This is a genomic window from 'Nostoc azollae' 0708, from assembly GCF_000196515.1.
Lineage (GTDB): Bacteria > Cyanobacteriota > Cyanobacteriia > Cyanobacteriales > Nostocaceae > Trichormus_B > Trichormus_B azollae.
Window position 1 is genome coordinate 2,811,853 of record NC_014248.1, and the last position, 20,223, is coordinate 2,832,075.

The window sequence follows — 20,223 nt, forward strand, 5'->3', positions numbered from 1 at the left end:
AAAAATGATTGTGATAGATGGAAAGACCAAAGGCTTGTGCAGCAAGACTGTTACAATCCAAAATCCAAAATCCAAAATTCAAAATGGTATGAGATTACCCTTGGTAAACAAAATCTATTTAATATATACAAACATGACTCAGCCAATTCCACCGATTACTCTACCTCCCTCTGAAAATCCTCTGTTAGAAGGTGAATGGTTGCAAAAACGCCTACTACTGTGGCTGGATACAGAATTTATTCCCGAAATAGTGAATCAAAAAATTGCTCAACGTGCAGCGCAGATTTTTATGCGACAGAGGATGGAAGGAGAAAATGACTTAGGATCTTTGGTAATTGCCATTGTCATAGAGATGCAAGCATTTGATTTTTCTAAAAGTTTTTATGGAGAGTTTGCGATCGCCAACGCCGTTAGCGATCTACTCTTAGAAAGCCTGGGAATTGATCGGTGTTGTGGTCAATAATACTTTTCAGTGATCAGTGATCAGTCATCAGTTATCAGCCTATTTACTGATTACTGTTCACTGATTACTGTTCACTGATTACCAGCTAGACTTAACAACGCCAGGTAATAAACCTTGGTGCGCCCATTCCCGGAGAACGTTCCGAGATAGTCCAAAGTCACGGTATACTCCTCTAGGACGACCAGTTAACCAGCAACGGTTTTGCTTACGAGTAGGCGCACTGTTGCGGGGTAGTTGTTGAATTTTGCGGTGGATTTCCAGCTTATCCAGGGGAGATTCTGCTTGTCTGAAATCTTCTAACAGGGCTTCCCGCTTTGCAGCATACTTTTCCACCAACTTAGCGCGTTTCTTCTCGCGCTCAATCATGCTCTTCTTTGCCATAAAATCACTAATGTACTAAAAGGCAGGGTTTTCTATTGTACTATGGCTAGTGGTCATTAGTCATTAGTGATTACTTTTTATATTCATCTATGACGATGAATTTTCATCAAAACTCCTGGGTCTGAAACCCCGTCCTTCTAGGACGGCTTGATAGTAAAATGGGTGTAGCCACAGAGACCTTAAAGGTGGGTAAGACTCCCGGTGGTGGGACGTGCAGTTAAATGACGGCCTTACTCTTTGCCTCTTTGTATCTCTGCGTGAAACAACTTCATATTACACAAATCAGCCAATTTACAAACATCACAACCTGGAGAACGGGCTTTACATACAGCCCGACCATGATAAATTAAACGAATAGACCAATTTTCCCAATCTGCTTGGGGTAACAATTTCATTAAATCTTTTTCAATACCAATCGGTTCTGTATTTTTCGTTAACCCCAAACGCTGACTCAATCGCTTAACGTGAGTATCTACAGTCACACCTGCATTAATACCATAAGCATGAGCTAAAACCACATTTGCAGTTTTTCTAGCAACTCCTGGAACTTTTAATAATTCTGGCATTTCATTAGGAACAACGGAATTAAAATCAGTCACAATCATCCGACAAGCGGCTTTAATGTTCTTAGCTTTATTGCGATAAAAACCTGTAGAACGAACTAATTCTTCTAATTCTAATATATCCGCATTTGCTAAACCTTCCGCATCAGGAAAACGCCTAAATAAAGCTGGTGTCACCTTATTTACACGCTCATCTGTACATTGAGCAGAAAGAATTGTCGCCACTAATAATTGTACAGGAGTTGAATAATTTAAAGAACAAGTTGCATCAGGATAAAGATGGTGGAGACGGGAAAGGATTTCTAAAGCCCGTTGTTTTTTAGTTAATAATTTACGAGTCAATCAATTTTCGATGTTGAAATTCACTATTTGGGATTTATTTACTAACAATATTTTTAGATTGAGGATTTCGATTTTTTTCATGTTCAATCTAAAATGCAAAATCTAAAATTCAACTGTAAGGACTCAGTAGTCAGAAGTCATAATGTTTGAGAAATTGGTTAACTATCAAACAGGTATTTTTGGCGTTAGCCTGAAACAGCTGACTGCTGATGGTTGTGCCTCTTTCAGAGGAACTATGTCTACGACACACTACGTGAATGTTAACGCGTAGCGTGCTGTTAGGCATTAGCTGAATACTTACATTCGATTATAGTTAAGAGCAAAGGTAGTTAGGATATCAATAAAAGACTTTTCACTTTTTCACCTGTCACCTGTCACCTGCTCTAAACTTACTGCAACAGATTTTGTACCCATTCTAATTGAGTAGTTTCTTTGACAATCAAGAAAATACCTAATCCTAAGAGTAGCACTAAACCAGTTTGCATTACACCTTCTTGAATTTTTGCTGGTAAGGGCTTACCAAGTAAACCTTCAATGAGGAGAAAAGCCAGTTGTCCACCATCCAAAGCAGGAAGAGGTAAAATATTTATAATCGCCAAGTTAATACTGATAATTGCCGCAAAGGACAACAAATTAGCACTATTATCAGCAGCTAGTTTAGCCCCTATTTTGACAATATTAACTGGTCCAGAAACCTGACTAGCTGTTGCTTGAAAGTTAGTTACTAGCTGTCCAAATCCTTTGATCGTTCCAACAACTAATTGTTGAAATCTCTTAGCGGCAACGGTGAAAATTTCCACAGGATTGTGGGTATGACGATAAACTGCTCCACCATTAGGTCCCAGTTCAATCCCGACCAAACCTTTACCATCAGCACCCTGTTTAGGAGTTAATTTCAAGGGTATTGCTTGGTTTTGGCGTTGAATTTTCAGGTCAATTTGCTGATTGGGATGAGTTTGAATTTCTTTAGTCAGTAACAAAGTAGAACTGTTTCCAGCAACGAGTTCGTGATCATTGACACTCAGGATAATATCACCTTCTCGAATACCTGCTTGGTAAGCGATAGATTGTTCGTTAACAGGTTTGACAATTACACCTTGTTGATATTTAAATTCTTGCGGAATACCAACGATACCTAATTGTAGAACTAACACCAAATAGGCAAATATTAAGTTAGCTATCACTCCGGCGCTAATGACGATCACTCGATCTAAAATAGGACGATTCCGCAGCAGATTGGGGTCGTTGGGGGGAATGTTGCTCTCTGGATCGTCATCGGGAAAGCCAACAAAGCCACCCAAAGGGAAAGCACGGATGGTATATTCTGTTTGTGATCCTTGGTACTTCAACAGGATTGGACCAAAACCCAAGGAAAAGCGGTTAGCGTAAATGCCTTGGGAACGTGCTGCTATAAAATGTCCTAACTCGTGTACCAATATCAAAGTAGCCAAGACTGTGATCGCTGCTAAAACTGACATAGAGCAATTTAATCAAAATATTTAGGATATATATTCTTATTGTAGTTTGGGAAAGGACGTAGAAACGAAATCTGCTGTTGTTTGTCGCAACCAAGTACGAAAACAGCCAATCGATTTTCGCCAATTTCCAGACTTTAAGCCAAAAAATGAGGGGTCTGTGAGTTTATAAGCAAGCTTGCAAAAGTAGGGTAAACATCACAGGTAATGTCAATAAAAATGTTAGTGGGTTTATCGAACCCAGATTCAATATGACTCAAGCCACGTAAATTTTTAATTCTTAGTTTTCTGATCTTCATATATCACGAATGTAAGTAACTAGGTAGATCTATTAGTTCATGTATACTAACTATAGTGCAAGCGTCTTACTCACAGGTAAGATGCCAGCACTACATCTTAATCTTTAATTCAAACTACTTAAAATTAATTTTCTAAAATTCCAGTTACAAAACCTCCCTACCCAAATAAACCTGCAACACCTCCGGTACTTGAATCGTCCCATCTGGTTGCTGATAATTCTCCAAAATCGCCGCCATAGTCCTTCCTACGGCCAAACCAGAACCATTCAAAGTATGCACAAACTGCGTTCCTTTTTTACCAGCTTCCTTAAAGCGGATATCCGCCCTTCTTGCTTGAAAATCACCGCAATTAGAACAACTAGAAATCTCTCGATACTTACTAGAATAAGGCAACCAAACCTCTAAATCATAAGTCTTTGTTGCCCCAAAACCTACATCAGCAGTACACAAATTAATCACCCGATAAGGCAATTTTAAAGCCTGTAAAATTGACTCTGCACTTTCTACTAATTTTTCCAATTCATCAAAAGAATTTTCCGGTTTTACTAATTTCACCAACTCAACTTTATTGAATTGGTGCAAACGAATTAAACCCCGCATATCACGTCCATAACTTCCCGCTTCCCGACGAAAACAAGGAGTATATGCACAGTGATAAATTGGTAATTCTTCCGCGTTGATAATTTCTCCTCGATAAAAGTTAGTCACAGGAACTTCCGCAGTTGGTATTAACCACAATTCATCATCTGCACATTTAAAACTTTCTTCTGCAAACTTCGGTAATTGTCCTGTTCCGGTTAAAGAATCTGTATTTACTAACAACGGTGGACTAACTTCTATATACCCAGCTTGAATATGTTTACTGAGCATAAACTGAATTAATGCTCTTTCTAATGCTGCACCAGTACCAATAAGACTCACAAACCGACTTTGGGCAATTTTTACTGCTCTTTCAAAGTTCAAAATTCCCAATTTTTCGCCGATTTCCCAATGAGGTAAAATATTCGGATTTTCCCGTTTATATTGATCTCCCCATCTTCTCACTTCTGGGTTATCTTCTTCACTTGCACCCATGGGGGTAGAATCACTAGGAAGGTTAGGCAGCGCTAAGAGTAATTCTTGAATTTGCGCTTTTAATTCTTTTTCCTGGGGTTCTAATTCGCTTAATGTGATTTTGAGGGCGTTTCCTTCTTCCTTTAAAGGTTGGATTTCTGGGTCTTGAGGATTAACACCAGATTTTACCTTTTGTCCTACCAGTTTACCAATTTCATTACTACGGGCTTGCAGTTCATTACGTTTTGCTTCTAGTTCCCGTTGTTTCTGACTCAAATCTAATATAGACTGAATATCGTATTTACCACTACGACTGTTCAACTTGTATTGTACGAGTTGGGGATTTTCTCTAATTTGTTTAATATCTAGCATTTGTCAGTTGTCAATTGTTAAAGGAAAAGGGAACAGGAAACAGCTAATCATTTTACCAATGCCCAATACCCAATGCCTATTACTTAGTAATGCGATTTAACAGGAATAGCGAAGCTACAAGCCCTGAGAAATGCGCTGATACAGTATTTATGTTTGCCTGGACTACTAGCATATCTAAACCACTAATAATCCGAGTGGGGTCAAAGAGTTGGGTTGTTACAGCTTGTGGAGATATTGACCTAGCTACCAGTGTACCAACTATCGCTTGCGCTCCCAAAAGTGTCACGAGTATTCCTGCTAAATTCACCCATAATCCCAATCTTAATACCTGCAAGGTTTCCAATTTGCGGGGGCGATTGGTAGGATTTGAGGAATCTAGTTGTTTGCCAATTCTGGTATAACGGTAGGCTAAGTAAATGCCCGCACCTAAAACAACTAGTCCGCAAATGGCCAGAAATACACCAAATCCTGTTCCAGGATTGTTATTTGGACTTCCTGATCTTTGACTGAAGATGGCAAATAATAAGACTATTATCCCAGAAATAACACCTAGTACAAGTTGAATCCAGAAACTAATCCAACCTGCCAAGCGGAAATTTTGGGCAATTACCCGAAGATTAGAGGATGGTGTTTCGGAGTTTTGTGACATAAGGGATTGGGGATTAATTAAAAATTCCAGAGAACTTCCATTTGCAGGTTTTTGTTTGTTGTCCGTAAATTCCAGAATAATTGATAATGAATACATCCGATCCAGTGAAACATTAACAATTAATTATGGATACTGCTATTGTTCCATCTACTTTCCTGCTAACTTTGTTGTTATCGGTTGGGCTGTTTTTCTTTATCCGTGCTTCGACTAAAGACCGCATAGAAAAAGCGCAATTGGTATCTGAGCAAGATGAAGCTGCTTTGATGACCCAACTGAAGGAGTATTTTCGCTCACGGTCTTACCGAGTCATATCTGTTGATAAAGATAAGAATCAAGTATCTTTTGAAGGATTTGTCCGACCTAGCTGGTTCTTAGCTGTATTCTTGACTTTTTTAGCGGCTGTTGGCCTTACTTGTCTATCTCTAGTTTTATCCCAGCTTTTTTCTAGCCAGAGTCCGTATTTGCTGGCTTTAGTGCTGTTATCACCATTAAGTGGTATATTTTATTGGCAAAAAGCTGGAAGACTTGAGAAGGTGTCACTAAAAATGGAAGCAATCCAAAACGAACAACTCTCCTCAAGTAAAATCACTGTTATTGCTCATCGAGATGAACTTGCTGAGTTACAGAGGGCTTTACAGTTAAAGACGGTTGATTGAACTTTGCTTGCTAGTCCCATCTTGCTATTTGCTTCATCGGAAGTATTACAGCATTTAGGCATCACCAAATTTATGCTTTTTGGGTAAAGGCTAAAGAACAGTATGATGAACCACAACTCACCACATGAAGTGTGATATTCAGGATGGTTGTGTATTGGCTTTATGAGTTGTTTATGAGTATCTAAAACAAATCGGCAGGACGTTTTGCAGACTATTTTGGTTTTGGCACAAATTTAAATCCGCTGACATATATTTTTGGCAATAGAAATCAGGATATTCAAAGTAAGACGCATTTTTATATGCTTGATTTTGTTGCTATTACCAGATGTATCAGCACACTAGATATCAACTCCTGCAACCGTAGGCTGCAAAGGAGTTGATGTTCTAATTTGGATAATCTCTACTGGCAGTTCAGCTACAAACTTAAAAAAAATTGAATTTTTGCATAAACTGATCAATTTCGCCAGTTAATTAATGTGAGAGTCAGAAGTAAGAAGTCACATTCAATGCGTAAGAGATCATTTTAGATATTAACGACTAGCCACAGTCACTAATTCTTGACCAGCAGGAGCTTCCAGGACTCTTAGGCTGGGGAACAAGAAATGATTTTCTTCTACGTATTGAGCGCCAAACAGACCTTTTTCAGCCCAGAAATAACGGTCTGTGGTGTGTTCATTCCGTTTTACAAGTAGCAAGGCAGGAGGCAAGATACCTTCAGCTTGAATGAATTTTCTCGCTGCTGTCACCGGTTTATCTTCGCCACTTTCGATGCTGTACTGAGGCACGTGTTCTAGGATGCGTCGTCCTTCTTGGCGACGACGACTTTTCCGTTTACGTCTCCTTGCCAACCTATTGTCCTCCTCTTTCAAGCTATAAGATTGTAGTCATAGCTACAAAACCCGTCGTAATTATATAAGTTATAGTTTAAAAAATCAATGGTTTTTAATGTTTTGATACAAGAAAATTCAGGAGGCAGGATGCAGGAGGCTGGAGGCTTCAAATTAGTAGTTATCAGGGATTGCGTATTGCTTAACCTCTACAGGATTTAGGAGAAATAAGCTTGTTTGATCAGGTTTGTGCAAGTTTTTTAACTGGATAGTGATTTTGGTTTTTCTGGAATTGGTCAATATCATTCCCCAGAATAAAGCATTAGTGAGAAAATATAGTTAAGCTTTATAAATAAGTGAGTAAAAAACTTAGCATCTTTTGTATTTTTTCCTGGTAGTCCATCATCCTGAGCAAGAGTTAAAAAATGTTAATGTCTGCCAGTTCTGATTTTATTGCTCTGTGTCGAGAGCAAATTTCGCTATTAACCCAAGGACTGGGAGCGTCTTTGATTGTTGTATATTTAACACAAGATTTCGTAGATACACCTAGAGGTGAGGCACAATTTATTCCTGTGTTAGTTTACCCAGAAACAGCAGTATTAAGGCAGGGGGATCAGCTAAATCAGGTGATGGTCAATCAACAAACACAATTTGGTCATGTTTTAGCATTACCAAATCAAGGGGGAAAGTTGTTGACAGCAGGATCTGCTGCTTCTGAGTCGTCAGAGAAATCTGGAAGTACAAATACAGCACAACCCCATCTAGAAAGTGAGGATATTTTTACTGGTAATCAAATTGTCTCACCTTTGATTTATGAAGGGATGATGATGGGGTTGTTGGTGATAGGAAGGGATGATCGAGCTTGGAATGAAAGGGAAGAAAATGAAATACAGGCGATCGCCAAAATTTTGGCGATCGCCTGTATTTTAGATCAGCGTCGGGCATGGTTGCAACAGCAGTTGCATCAACAGCAAGTTCTGCAAGAAGAACAACGGGATTTATTAGATAATCTATTGCACCAGTTTCGCAACCCTTTAACGGCAATACGCACTTTTGGTAAATTGCTGTTTAAGCGACTGCGACCAGCAGACCAGAATCGAGATGTGGCTACTAGTATTGTACGAGAGAGCGATCGCCTCCAAGAATTGCTGCAACAGTTTGATCAAGTCATTGATCTAACCAGTTCAGATTTAACAGCTATCCCTCTCCCAGAATCTAAGGTTGTTGTTGAAGCATCTGTGGAGAAAGATGCCAAGCCACCGCTATTATTGCCGGGAACAGGAGAAGATGTTACTGATTGCTACTTAACAGATTTATTATTACCATTATTAATATCGGCTCAAGCAATTGCCCAAGAGCGAAATCTGGAATTGATAGCTGATATCCCTGAAAATTTACCGTTAGTAAAAGCTAATATCAAAGCATTAAGAGAAGTTTTAAGTAATATTATTGATAATGCTCTGAAATATACACCTGCTGGTGGATCAATTTGGATTCAAGCAGGACAAAAGAAAGCTAATTTTCAAGGCATAGCTATTAATGATAATGGACCCGGTATTCCAGCAGAAGATTTACAGCATTTGGGTGAAAGACGTTACCGTGGTGTCCAGGCACAAACAGAAATTCCTGGTACCGGTTTAGGAATTGCGATCGCTAAACAACTAATAGCACAAATGCACGGAGAAATAGAAGTCTTTAGTCCTGCATTTAACTCAAACATCTCTTCAGTTCAGCATCCAGGAACTACATTTATTATTTGGTTACCTGAAGTTAAAAATTACTCATTACGCATTGGGCATTAGGAAAATTACTTCCCCATCCCTCTCATCTTCCCCAGTTCCCAGTCCCCACGACCCAGTCACTATTGTAGAGAAACTACTAAGTTTTGATTAATTGTCATTTCTAAATCTGTATTAGGTTCAATGGCAATTAAATCAACGCTATTTCTACCAAATAAAATACCAATTAGCGCCCCAATACCAGCACCTCCAAGGACTTCTTCTGTGGCAATAGCGCGATCGCCTGTCACCGCAGATACTGCTGCTGCTGCACCTGCACCCAATACAGTATTTTTGATAATTGAACTGGTGCTAATTCCTTTTTTAACAGTTTCAGTTTTGGTGATCACATCAGAACTAGCAACAAGATTATATTCTTTTCCTGTCGTCAAAATTAATTTTTGAGCAATAAATTGAGAACCACCTTGACCAGGTCTAAGTTCACCTATTATCTCACTACCAGCAGGAATAACTACTGTACCATCTTGGGTAATGACATTTTGTGATGTTGTTAGAGTTAAAGGTGCAGTTTCATCTTTGGTAACGAGGATTTTGCCAGCCTTTTCATACTTCACAGGAATAATAGTTCCTTGAGGAATGGTTACAGATATGGGTGGTGGTGGTGGCGTAACTAGAGAAACAATATAAGGTGAATTAATCGCAGAAGCTTGATTAGAACTAACCAATGCTTGATAAATAAAAGCTGCTACCTGCGCCCTAGTAGCAGTCACACCAGGATTGAGAAACTTAACATTAGGATAGTTAACAACAATTTTTCTATCAGTTGCTGCTGCGATCGGACTGCGAGCATAGCCAGAGATACTAGCAGAATCGTTGTAGTACTGTAAAGTATATTCCACATTACTGGTAGCAACATAGTCCAAACCGTTAGCCAGGGAAACTAAAACCTGTTCACGGGGAATAGCTTGATTAGGTTTGAAAGTATTGCCCGGATATCCAGATAAGAAACCGATGGTATAAGCTTGTCTAATGGCGCTATATGCCCAATAATTACTGGGTACATCGTTAAAATTGATTGGCTGCCGCTGTGCAGACTTGCTAAAAGCTTTATTAATCATGGCAGCAAATTGTGCCCGTGTCACAGGCTCTTCTGCACGGAATGTACCATCTGGAAATCCTGCAATTACACCCCGTTGTGATAACTGTTGTATAAATTGTGATGCCCAGTAGTTAGATGAAACATCAGAAAAACTGGTTTGAGCAAAAGAAGGTGCAACAGTCATCAAAGGTGCTACAGTACCTACCGTGATACTCACAGCCATGAATAAGGCTATTTTGGATTGCAAGGGATTTAAAGTAAACATTGATTTTACTCCTGTAAAAATTATTTGTTCTTTTTGTTAACTACTTTGTTAACTACCTAGACAATTTTGACATTAAACAGTTCCTGTGTTGTTTATAATTTGCCAATAGTTTTAACTGTAGTTTATCTCTCACTGTTCAAGATGAATTTAGTGTTAATAATATAGCAGTAGATACCCTCCTTCTCAAAAGAGAGATCCCCGACTTCTGGAAGAAGCATGGGATCTGACAAAATATATTGGTAATTAAAGTCACAACTTAAATTAAGTTAAGTCTAGTTACGAGAAAGTACCAAATTTGACTGAAGTATGATATCTAAATCATCTTCTGGTCGGAGGACAAAAACATCAACTTGTTTTTTCCGCAACAGCACACTAGCTAAAGCACCGGCAGCAGCACCACCAACTGGTTCTAAAACTTCAATTTTCTTATTACCTGTCAGTAGTGAAATTACACTAGCAGCACCAGCACCAATGGCAGCATCTGTTAATACCTTTCTAGTATCAGTTCCCTTGGAAATTCTTTGGGTTTCACTAATAGTTCTAGAATTAGCATAAATTTGTTGCCGTTTTCCAGAAGCAAAGATTAATTCTCGTGCTACAAAGCGTACACCTCTTTTATTTTCATTGTAGTAACCACTGTTTATACTGACTGGTTCTAATTCTCCTACCACTTCAGTTCTGGCAGGAATCAAAACATTTCTGTTACTGTCGATAATATCATTAGCTATTCTCAGAGTTAGGGGCAATCTTTCTCCAGGATTAACAATTACCTTCTCTTTCTCATATGTAACAGGCAAAGTCACATTTGCCGGAATAGTAACTGTTCGGGGTTGATTAATATTGAATTGTGCCTGAGCAGGAGCAAAGGCAAATAAAGGAGTAACTGCACCGGTAGTAATAGCCATTGCTATCAGTGCAGCAGTGCTTGATTTCCAACGAATAAGACTACTCATAGGATATTTCCAATTATTTCCAATGATGTGTGATAGATGTGATGACGTGGCTTTACTCGGATAGTTTCTTCAGTTATCAGTTGACTTGCATAGTAGATATCATGCTATCTATATTTTAGATGTCAGGTTAGATGTCAGGTGATGCATTTGTCCACAGGTAACTATTGGTAAGTCATTCCATGACTTAGAGCGATAATGGCTGTAAGTAACATAAACTAACTGCTATGCCTTCAGATAAACCAAGAGTGACATTAAGACTTGAAGAGGATAAATTATAGGTACTTAGAAGATTGAGCATCTAAGGAATTTTTAACGGTGCCTCAGTATTTACCTACAGGTGGCTTTGAATCGGTAGTTATCTGTTATTGCCACTACTCCCCTGTAGTTACTCCATTAGAACCATTACCCAGACTTCAGTTTGTACAAGAACTATAGCAAATTTAGAATCCTTATAAAATAAAGCAAATATACAGCTAGCAATTTCCAAACAACAACCCGCCATTGGGCGGGTTAAATATTGTAGGTTTGATGAAACGCCTACTATCCTACTAACTCATCACTCAATTTAGAAACTGAAGGTCGTACGCAGAGTACCTACATAAATTGTGTCGTTGCTATCGTTGTGTTCAGGGTTGATGATCACCAACAAACCAGGGGTAATCAGAATGTTGTCGGAAATCTTCATCTTGTAGAGAGCCTCTGCATGATAGGAAGTAGCGTTGCTGTCTGTATTACTAATATTCTTGGTACTATCAGTAATTCTGGGTGGTTGTCCGAAGATTAAACCCAAGGTGTTACCTTCTCTACCGAAGTCTTTAATACCAAGGGTAGTACCCCAGTAAAACATATTTGCATCTCTGCTGGTGTCACCAGTTAGAACATTAGCTGTGGTGTAACCAACCCAACCACCTAATGTGATCTTGGCATTGGGATTGAAGGTAAATTGTAAACCGTAGTTGTCAGCTTCAGTTTTAGCATCACTGCAAGGATTATTAGCAAGGGTGGTTCCAGTGCTGCCAAATAAGTTTACGTCATTAGCAGTCTGATAAGTCCGAGCGTAGGCTAAACCTATATTAAAAGCTTTATTGGGCTTGAATGCTAACTGACCAAAAATTGTATTACTACCATCGAATACACCTTCACCATCAGATGGATCAGCCGCATCATTTCTACCTGTAGCAAGATAAGCTGCACTCAACGTAAATTTATCACTAGGGCTGATATCAACAGTGATACCTGCACCATCACCAGCTTGACGATAGATGGGGCTGAACCTTCCATAACGGGAGAGAGCGCCTGAAGCACTGCTCCTGAAATCAGGGTTGAAGACGTTGACGTTTTCGTTCAACTCAGCACCTACAGCATCAATTTTGACGCGGATTTTTTCACCAAAATTGAAAGCGTAGTTTAGTTTATCAATTCTGACGCTATTACCAGCAGTTGTAACACCGTCATAGCCCAGACGGGTCATGTTAGTTCCTGTAACAGCATCGTTCTCGACAATATTTTTCGCTTCCAACCGGGTTTGCAGTGTATCTGTCCCCATGAAGCTGCTTTCTAAGCTCAATCTTACCCTATTGGAGAAAGTTGCGTTGCTGTTTAAGTCATCATTATCACCGTTACCATCTGTGATATCAGCCTGCTTACCACCAAAAGCCTGAGACACGCTGAAAATAGCTTCACCCTTCAGCTTGGTGGTAGTAGAAAACTGATTAGCTTCTAATTCAGCCGTACGCGCTTCTAGAGCATCTACACGACCGCGCAGAGTTGCCAATTCAGCAGAAAATTCTTCTTGTAAACGCTGCAAGGTAGCTAAATCTTGTTTGTTTACCAGGTCAGGGGTAGCTGTAGCAATCAGTTCGTTAACTCGGTCTAAGCAGGCATTCAAACCAGCTGCAAATTCATACCGAGTCATAGCACGACTACCACGGTATGTCCCGTTGGGATAACCTGCAATACAACGGTAACGCTCAACCAAAGACTGCAAAGCTTGGAACGCCCAGTCTGTGGGTTGCACGTCGGAAAATTGAGAAACGGATGTTACTTGACCTATGTTGTTAGCTTCTTTGGACAACTGAGCAAAAGTGCTTGCTTGTTCTTCGTTAACTTCAGCAGCGATCACACTATTAGCAGACAGAAAAGTAGCTGCAATAACTGGACTTACTTTCAGAACATTCCAAAATAGTTTTGTCATGTTATTAATCTCTCACTCACACACACTTCAACGAATTCAAAAGTTATGACGAAGTCCTTATCTGTAACCAGGGGATTTACATATAACTTATCTGCAACCACTATATATTATTTGTGCTGGTTAGCACAACTCCCAAATTAGTATTTGATACTAAATCATAGTTAATTTACCAGGTAATTTCAGCACAATACTGCGTTTATGACGCAATATTTTCCCTTCTTCTTCAAATTGCTGTAATAATTGCTGTAATATTCGTGTAACTGTAACTCTAGTTGTGTTTAGCACATCTGATATATCCTGATGAGTAATATTTAAATCAATTAATTTACCTTGCTCTAAATCCCGACCAAATTTTTCACTCAACTATACTAGAAATTGCCACAATTTTAGTGAAATAGGCTTTCGATGCAATATGCTTATTAGTTCTTGCCCTTGTTGGATGTGGTATAGTAATGCCTTTATATCTTCATGCCAGAGTTGAGGTGGGGTAATGATTGCTTCAACACTAGTCAAGCATTCAATTTGGTAGGGGTTGACTTTGGATAAAGGATAGCCAAGTATATCTCCTGGACCCCAATAACCCAAGCTGATGTATGTTCCGTCTTCATTCCAAGTTAAGGTAGGAACTATGCCTCGTTCAATACGCCATAAAAAATCATGTTTTACTGGGATTATTGACCGATGAGTAAATAAATTTTGAGTTAACTGTTTATTTGCAGTAGATGTTAGGGTATCGGTTGTACAAAAAGTCATTTTCTGGTTAGATGGGTCGGAAATTGAGAGTCATTATGCTGATACTTCATAAGTAAGCTGATAATTCATAAGTAAAAAGCATCTATTGCTATAATTAATGATAATGTTCAACTAAAATCTATAAATGTGGGTTAGCCATAAGTGCATAATTGATCATGTTGTTCAGTTTTGCTCATTACCAAACAATTTTTTCTGATTTTTACCATCTTTCCAAAAATAAAGACATTATCGCAGATATCTTTAATCAAGTAAATTTATGGATAATACAGGAGATTGCAGATCAATGAGGTACAGAATCTAAATTGAAACGTAGACAGCAAGAGAGTTTTACTCCTGACTCCTGCTGTAGGTTTTAGATAGAAGATATTTGTCAACTATCTTCCATCTACTCTAATAGTGGAAGTTTAAGAACAGGTAAGCTTTTGGTGAAATATACGGAATACTTAATAGGGAAGAGTGATAAATTAAGAGTAAAGGTAAGGCGCATTCCTCAACCCCGATAACTGAAACCCCGATAACTGAAACCCCGATAACTGAAACCCCGATAACTGAATAACTGATACTACCGTTGTCCTGTGACTATATATGCTACTCGTTGGCCAATATTGGTAGCGTGATCTGCCATTCGTTCTAAACAGCGAATTGCTAATGTTAGGAGTAAAATTGGCTCAATTACTCCTGGAACATCTTTTTGGTGTGCTAGGGTATGGTATAATTGATTATAAGCATGATCTACGTCATCATCTAAATACTTGAGCCGCCGACCATTGATTTCATCTAAATCTGCTAAAGCTAGTAAGCTGGTTGCTAACATTGCTTGGGCATTGTTAGACATGAGTGCAATTTCTGGTAGAGAAGCATGAGGTGGATAAGGAAATATTTTAATGGCTATTTCGGCTAAATCTTTGGCATAATCCCCAATCCGCTCTAAATCCCGTACTAATTGCATAAAAGCACTTAAACAACGCAGGTCTTGAGCCGTAGGTGCTTGCAATGTTATGATGGATGTACAGTCAGATTCTATTTGTCTATAAAAGCGATCTATTTTCTTATCTAGTCTGGGAAGTTCTTCAGCTGCTGTTAGGTCACGGGCAAATAAGGCTTGGTGACTAAGCCGGAATGACTGTTCTACTAAAGCTCCCATACGTAATACATCACGTTCTAATCGCTTAATCGCTCGTGTAGGCGGAGTATTTTCGGGATTGGTATTATTAATGACAGCTTTCACATTTTTAATCTCAAAGTTGAAAATATTTTTTAACTATAATCTTGCCTTGGCGAGTTTGCCACGACTTCAGGGAGTTGAATTTGTATCCAAGCGCCTCCGGTGTCTGGATGGTTCATGGCCTTGATAATACCACCATGGGCAATGATTATTTGCTGGACAATTGCCAAACCCAAACCACTACCTGTAATTGCTGTTATTGTTTTCCCTTCGGGAAGTGACTCATGATGTCTGGCTTTATCTCCTCGGTAAAACCGCTCAAAGACATGGGGTAAATCTGTGGTTGCAAAACCAATACCAGAATCTATGATATTAATTTCTAGGGCTTGAGAGAAACGATCGCCCATAATAAATTCATTGACTGAGATCACTTTCATTTCAATGAAAATAGTTGTATCCGCAGGGCTGTATTTAATGCTGTTATCCAATAAATTGACAAATACCTGGTACATCCGGGATTTATCGGCTTGAATGCAGATCTTTTGTGTTCCAGTATAAGAAATACTTAAATGCTGATTTTGTGTTAATGGTTCTATTGTTTCCCAAACCGATGCAATGAGTGATCGCACATCCACCGATTCCAGATTCAGCACCATCGTCGAATTAGTTTCTATTTCCGTCAGTTCTAACCAGCTTTGCACCAAATTAATCAGCCGGTCAACTTCCTGCATCAAGCGGTTAACCCAACGGTCTAAAGGTGGTTCTAAGCGTGTTTGCAGAGTTTCCGCTACCAACCGAATGGAAGTTAAAGGTGTTCTCAGTTCATGGGCTAGATCAGAAAAAGAGCGATCACGCTGGTGATTCATATCCAGCAATGGTTGACGATTTTCTAAAAATACTCCCACCTCTCTTTGAGGCAAAGGCAAGGTAAAAGCCTGTAAAGCTAAAGGCTTTAACTCCAACATCGCCTTAGGATTATCAAGAGAAGGATGAAAAATCCATTCTCGCACTTGCGGCTTTTGCCAATCACGAGTTTGTTCAATTAACTGATCCAATTCATAGGATCTTACCAACTCCAGCAACAAACGCACCTGTCCCGGTTCCCACCTGTGAAGATGTAATATTTCCCTAGCCTGCTGATTACACCACAATAGTTGGTTTTCTTCATCTACTTGCAAATATCCCAACGGAGCAAAATCTAGCAGTTCCTTATAGGTTTGCAATGATAACTGCAAATCTTGGTGCTGTTGCTTCACAGTTGACATTTCCTGTCGCAAGCAGGGAAGCAGCGGCAACCCTATCTTACCAGAATGGGAGCCCAGAGGCTGGAGAACTCGCTCCAAATACCTGTTGAGTTGAATCTGTTGCCAAAGCCAAAAACCAAAACCCACTGCCAAACCCAGCACAAATCCCAATAAAAGCATTTGAGTCGTTAGTTATTTTGTAATTACTAAAAACTAACAACTATATTTACCAATTAGCCAAATCTATAGCCAAAACCTCTCACAGTCACAATATATTCTGGATGGCTGGGGTCTTGCTCTAACTTTTCCCGCAACCAGCGGATATGAACATCTACAGTTTTACTATCACCAACAAAATCTGGACCCCAAACCTGATCTAGCAGTTGCTCCCGTGACCATACCCGACGAGCATAACTCATAAACAGTTCCAGCAAGCGGAATTCTTTTGGTGATAGATTTACCTCTTTGCCACGAACCAACACACGACACTCTTGAGGATTTAAACTAATCTCTTTATACTTGAGTACAGGTATCAGCGGCAAATTACTTAAACGTTGACGACGCAGTAAAGCGCGACAGCGAGCCACCAACTCCCGCATACTAAAAGGTTTCGTTAAGTAATCATCTGCACCAACCTCTAAACCTAGAACTCTGTCAGTTTCACTACCCTTAGCACTGAGCATCAAAATCGGTACAGCATTACCTTGATGACGCAGCAAGCGGCAAATATCGAGTCCATTAATCTGCGGTAGCATTAAATCCAAAACCACCAAATCAAAAGGTGATTCCCCGGAATTAGATTCGCAACTTTTGAGAAATTCCACAGCTGCGCGGCCATCAGCAGCAGTAATAATCTCATAACCCTCTCCTTCCAAAGCCAGAACTAGCATTTCCCGGATGAGTTCTTCATCTTCAACTACTAGAATGCGGCTGGTTTGACCGAGATCCGCTTTAGCAGAACATTTACTTAAGTGACTAGTATACATTATAACACAAGAGTTTGAAACTGTGCTTGTATTGAGAATTCCGTAACTGCTCATCATCCAGATTGATTCCAGAGGATCTATTTTTCACAGATTGTATTGAATATGACAAATTGAGTATATCATAAATCACATTTCCTAACCAGCGGACAAGTACAGCAGATTGCAGATCAATGAGGTACAGAATCTAAATTGAAACCTAGACAGCAAGAGAGTTTTACTCCTGACTCCTGACTCCTGCTGTATTTTCCACGACTTTGCGTATTTATCCCGGATAACTGAGATTTTCTCTTGACAATCACAAACTGCTTGAGTAAAATCTTACTACGAAAATACTACTAAAGAGTAATACTACGTAATACTACTAAAAAGTTCAGGAGACAGAAGAGACATAGAAAGAAATTTTGAATTGATTTCTCTCCTCACCTCCCGCATCTCCCTTTCCCTCATATCTGCATAGCGTATGTTTTATTACCCATGTAATCACCACTTCTTATAGGAATTGAAACTGATGACCACAGGTACAATCAAAGACAGCAAACAACAATTAGTGCAAGCATTTCAACTAATTCGTACAGAAAGAAGAAAACTAGAATCCAAAATAGCTACAAAACAAGAAGAAGCTGAAAAAGCCAAAACCCAAGAAATTTTAACAGCAGCGTCTACATACACCGTTGATAGTATTGTTAAAGGTTTAGCTGATTTACAATTATAATTTGGTTGCATTATTAATGCACTTTCGTAAAAATTAGCTCAAGAAAATTCTAAATTAGATGAACTTAATCAAGCGATAGTAATTGAAAGTAAACGAACGACTGCAAGAGTTACAGCGAACTAGAATTGTTGCCGATACTTTAGATATTTTTACTCAAGAGCATAAATAGAAATTAAGAATTTTAGAACAAAACACTACTAAACTAATAGAAGGTAAGCCTTACAAAAGGAAATTGCTCAAAAACGTAAAGAATAGCAAAAATAACACGCAGGATTTGAGGAGAAACTGCAAACTTACAATGAGTTATTAGCTAAAGAACGTCAGCAGGAACAGGAAGAATATCAATATAAATTAGAAACAACACGCAAACTTAATACAGATACCTATCAAGCTAAAACACGCAACTTAGAACTAGAAATACAAGAAACTACATAACAAAAAAATAAAGACTGGGCAGAACGAGAAAAAAATCTCACTGAAAAACAGCCTCTATTTCCGGAATATCAACAGAAGGTGACAGCATTTTCGATAGAACTGGAAGAAGCAATTAAAAAAGCCACGGAATAAGCTATCAAAGACACCAGTCAAAAAGCGAAAGTTGACGCTGATCTATTTGAAAAAGAATGGGAGTCTACTAAACACAGTTATGAAGCTAAAATTCAATCTCTGGATGAAACAATTCAGAAGCAACCTCAGCTACAAACTGCGCTCAACCAAGCCCAAGACTTAGCAATGAGAGCTTTTAATAGCACTTCCAATAATGCTAAATAAGGTTTTTGACATTAATCTTGCATAATTAGGACGGGCAAGATACCCATCACACAGGATAATTAGCTGAATTGTAGGTTAAGTATTTTGAATTTTTTACAGGTTAATTATGTCAGCTAAAAAGCCAACTGAGAAAAACACAAAACCCGAAATTCTTCAAGCTTATGAGGAGTTAGCGAAAGAACAAGCATCTTTGAAAAATCAACTGGAACAAGCACACAAGGAATCTCAAACTGTATCGAAAGAAAGGCCCAAAGTAGAAGCTCAAACAGAACCTAAAATAGCTATGATACAGCCTAATAGTATGTATTCAGCAAAAAATGAATAATACCATTGAAAATTTGGTAAAAATTCAACTGGGCTTTGGTAGTGCTGCTAATGAATTATCGCAACAGTTAAGTACAAAAGCTTCTCGGTTGTCACAAATTGGGGAATCTGTAAACAATGAAATTCAACAATTAGTGCAACTGCATAATTTAGAGATATCTGAAGATATTTTAGATACTCTCATTGAGTCTTAGAGTCTTACGATAATAATGAAAAGGCTTATCACGAAGAGTATAACGAACGTTATGAAGTTTTATCGCAAGAAATATTAGAACTTAAGAATACTTCGACAAAGGAACAGGAAGAACAGCAACGGATAATTAAAGAACGCAATGATAATCTGAATAGGACTAGACAACGGGATACAGCCGAGTATAAATATGATTTAGAACTCCAGCGAAAATTAGCCAGTGATGAATATGCACAACAGGAGAAGTTTTTATATATATAAAGAATTCAGAGAATTGCAACAAGAAACGCAAAAACAATGGACTGTAAGAGAAAAAGCTATTTCTGAGCGGGAAAAACAATTTGAAGAATTGAAGACTAAGGTAGAAGCTTTTCCCAAAGAGAAAGAAGCAGCTATTAAAAAAGCTACGGAAGAAGGTAAAGGTATTGCCAGTTATCAGGCTAAGGTTAAGGCTGATTTGTATGCTAAAGAAAAAGAAGTGGAAGGAAAAAAGCGTTTTTATGAAGAAAGGTTGCAATCTTTAGAACTAACTATTACTAATCAGGAAACACGATTACAAAATCTATCATAACAATTAGAATCGGCATTAAAACAAGTTCAAGATTTGGCTATTAAAGCCATTGAAGGAACTTCTAATCTCAATTCTTATCAGGCTATTAAGGAAATAGCTTTAGAACAGGCTAAGAGTCAGGTAAAGAATAAATAAAGTAGGGGGAACATCCCATTATTAAAACAAATGTAGAGATGT

Annotated in this window: 15 protein-coding genes and 3 pseudogenes; 5 read left to right on the plus strand and 13 right to left on the minus strand. The window is 38.7% G+C overall.

Annotated features, from left to right (window positions below; genetic code table 11):
- The first annotated feature begins 133 nt into the window (after window positions 1-133).
- Window positions 134-463 carry a hypothetical protein gene (locus AAZO_RS12995; protein ID WP_013191609.1) on the plus strand — a complete coding sequence of 110 codons (330 nt, stop codon included), beginning with the start codon at window positions 134-136 and terminating at the stop codon, window positions 461-463.
- A 78-nt stretch (window positions 464-541) separates the two neighbouring features.
- Here the strand turns inward: AAZO_RS12995 and rpsN are convergent, their stop codons facing one another.
- The 5 genes from rpsN to AAZO_RS13020 all read right to left on the minus strand — a co-directional run bounded on the left by rpsN (window position 542) and on the right by AAZO_RS13020 (window position 5,597).
- Window positions 542-844, minus strand: coding sequence for a 30S ribosomal protein S14 (rpsN, locus tag AAZO_RS13000; RefSeq protein WP_041640396.1), 303 nt, complete (start codon window positions 842-844; stop codon window positions 542-544).
- A gap of 230 nt (window positions 845-1,074) precedes the next feature.
- Window positions 1,075-1,749: an endonuclease III gene (gene nth, locus AAZO_RS13005; RefSeq protein ID WP_013191611.1), complete on the minus strand. Its 675-nt coding sequence runs from the start codon at window positions 1,747-1,749 to the stop codon at window positions 1,075-1,077.
- Between the two features lie 389 nt (window positions 1,750-2,138).
- Window positions 2,139-3,227 carry an RIP metalloprotease RseP gene (gene rseP, locus AAZO_RS13010; RefSeq protein WP_013191612.1) on the minus strand — a complete coding sequence of 363 codons (1,089 nt, stop codon included), beginning with the start codon at window positions 3,225-3,227 and terminating at the stop codon, window positions 2,139-2,141.
- Between the two features lie 440 nt (window positions 3,228-3,667).
- Window positions 3,668-4,948, minus strand: a complete 1,281-nt coding sequence (serS, locus tag AAZO_RS13015) for a serine--tRNA ligase (protein ID WP_013191613.1) — start codon at window positions 4,946-4,948, stop codon at window positions 3,668-3,670.
- 79 nt (window positions 4,949-5,027) lie between these two features.
- Window positions 5,028-5,597 (minus strand): DUF3611 family protein, encoded by a 570-nt coding sequence (locus AAZO_RS13020; protein ID WP_013191614.1) that lies wholly within the window; start codon window positions 5,595-5,597, stop codon window positions 5,028-5,030.
- 125 nt (window positions 5,598-5,722) lie between these two features.
- Between AAZO_RS13020 and AAZO_RS13025 the strand changes: the two genes are divergently transcribed.
- Complete coding sequence (locus AAZO_RS13025) at window positions 5,723-6,253, plus strand: cofactor assembly of complex C subunit B (protein WP_013191615.1); 531 nt, start codon at window positions 5,723-5,725, stop codon at window positions 6,251-6,253.
- A 530-nt stretch (window positions 6,254-6,783) separates the two neighbouring features.
- On the opposite strand, the gene AAZO_RS13030 is transcribed toward AAZO_RS13025, so the two are convergent.
- Window positions 6,784-7,101 carry a DUF3155 domain-containing protein gene (locus AAZO_RS13030; protein ID WP_013191616.1) on the minus strand — a complete coding sequence of 106 codons (318 nt, stop codon included), beginning with the start codon at window positions 7,099-7,101 and terminating at the stop codon, window positions 6,784-6,786.
- 404 nt (window positions 7,102-7,505) lie between these two features.
- Here AAZO_RS13030 and AAZO_RS13035 point away from each other — a divergent pair, with 404 nt between their 5' ends.
- On the plus strand, window positions 7,506-8,882 hold the full coding sequence (locus tag AAZO_RS13035; RefSeq protein WP_013191617.1) for a GAF domain-containing sensor histidine kinase: 1,377 nt from the start codon (window positions 7,506-7,508) through the stop codon (window positions 8,880-8,882).
- Window positions 8,883-8,941: 59 nt separating this feature from the next.
- Here AAZO_RS13035 and AAZO_RS13040 read toward each other — a convergent pair whose 3' ends face one another.
- From AAZO_RS13040 to AAZO_RS13070, 7 genes and pseudogenes are all read right to left on the minus strand, one after another.
- On the minus strand, window positions 8,942-10,183 hold the full coding sequence (locus AAZO_RS13040; RefSeq protein WP_013191618.1) for an S-layer homology domain-containing protein: 1,242 nt from the start codon (window positions 10,181-10,183) through the stop codon (window positions 8,942-8,944).
- A gap of 272 nt (window positions 10,184-10,455) precedes the next feature.
- Window positions 10,456-11,136 (minus strand): hypothetical protein, encoded by a 681-nt coding sequence (locus AAZO_RS13045; protein ID WP_013191619.1) that lies wholly within the window; start codon window positions 11,134-11,136, stop codon window positions 10,456-10,458.
- Window positions 11,137-11,701: 565 nt separating this feature from the next.
- Window positions 11,702-13,330, minus strand: coding sequence for an iron uptake porin (locus AAZO_RS13050; protein WP_013191621.1), 1,629 nt, complete (start codon window positions 13,328-13,330; stop codon window positions 11,702-11,704).
- Window positions 13,331-13,480: 150 nt separating this feature from the next.
- Window positions 13,481-14,083, minus strand: a pseudogene (locus AAZO_RS13055) (Crp/Fnr family transcriptional regulator).
- 562 nt (window positions 14,084-14,645) lie between these two features.
- On the minus strand, window positions 14,646-15,311 hold the full coding sequence (gene phoU, locus AAZO_RS13060) for a phosphate signaling complex protein PhoU (protein WP_013191622.1): 666 nt from the start codon (window positions 15,309-15,311) through the stop codon (window positions 14,646-14,648).
- A gap of 29 nt (window positions 15,312-15,340) precedes the next feature.
- Window positions 15,341-16,672, minus strand: a complete 1,332-nt coding sequence (locus AAZO_RS13065; RefSeq protein ID WP_013191623.1) for a sensor histidine kinase — start codon at window positions 16,670-16,672, stop codon at window positions 15,341-15,343.
- 53 nt (window positions 16,673-16,725) lie between these two features.
- A complete protein-coding gene (locus AAZO_RS13070; RefSeq protein WP_013191624.1) occupies window positions 16,726-17,478 on the minus strand; it encodes a winged helix-turn-helix domain-containing protein in 753 nt (250 codons plus the stop codon).
- A 508-nt stretch (window positions 17,479-17,986) separates the two neighbouring features.
- Between AAZO_RS13070 and AAZO_RS13075 the strand changes: the two are divergent.
- Together AAZO_RS13075 and AAZO_RS13080 are read left to right on the plus strand one after the other, a co-directional pair.
- Window positions 17,987-18,961: pseudogene (locus AAZO_RS13075) on the plus strand (hypothetical protein).
- A 106-nt stretch (window positions 18,962-19,067) separates the two neighbouring features.
- Window positions 19,068-20,181 (plus strand): annotated as a pseudogene (locus AAZO_RS13080) (hypothetical protein).
- Window positions 20,182-20,223 lie beyond the last annotated feature (42 nt).

What these genes read in the sequence shown, in the direction of transcription:
- AAZO_RS13040 (WP_013191618.1), bottom strand. Translation starts at nt 10,183, where the DNA reads ATGTTTACTTTAAATCCCTTGCAATCCAAAATAGCCTTATTCATGGCT.
- rpsN (WP_041640396.1), bottom strand. Translation starts at nt 844, where the DNA reads ATGGCAAAGAAGAGCATGATTGAGCGCGAGAAGAAACGCGCTAAGTTG.
- AAZO_RS13020 (WP_013191614.1), bottom strand. Translation starts at nt 5,597, where the DNA reads ATGTCACAAAACTCCGAAACACCATCCTCTAATCTTCGGGTAATTGCC.
- serS (WP_013191613.1), bottom strand. Translation starts at nt 4,948, where the DNA reads ATGCTAGATATTAAACAAATTAGAGAAAATCCCCAACTCGTACAATAC.
- AAZO_RS13025 (WP_013191615.1), top strand. Translation starts at nt 5,723, where the DNA reads ATGGATACTGCTATTGTTCCATCTACTTTCCTGCTAACTTTGTTGTTA.
- AAZO_RS12995 (WP_013191609.1), top strand. Translation starts at nt 134, where the DNA reads ATGACTCAGCCAATTCCACCGATTACTCTACCTCCCTCTGAAAATCCT.
- AAZO_RS13065 (WP_013191623.1), bottom strand. Translation starts at nt 16,672, where the DNA reads ATGCTTTTATTGGGATTTGTGCTGGGTTTGGCAGTGGGTTTTGGTTTT.
- AAZO_RS13045 (WP_013191619.1), bottom strand. Translation starts at nt 11,136, where the DNA reads ATGAGTAGTCTTATTCGTTGGAAATCAAGCACTGCTGCACTGATAGCA.
- rseP (WP_013191612.1), bottom strand. Translation starts at nt 3,227, where the DNA reads ATGTCAGTTTTAGCAGCGATCACAGTCTTGGCTACTTTGATATTGGTA.
- AAZO_RS13070 (WP_013191624.1), bottom strand. Translation starts at nt 17,478, where the DNA reads ATGTATACTAGTCACTTAAGTAAATGTTCTGCTAAAGCGGATCTCGGT.
- AAZO_RS13050 (WP_013191621.1), bottom strand. Translation starts at nt 13,330, where the DNA reads ATGACAAAACTATTTTGGAATGTTCTGAAAGTAAGTCCAGTTATTGCA.
- AAZO_RS13035 (WP_013191617.1), top strand. Translation starts at nt 7,506, where the DNA reads ATGTTAATGTCTGCCAGTTCTGATTTTATTGCTCTGTGTCGAGAGCAA.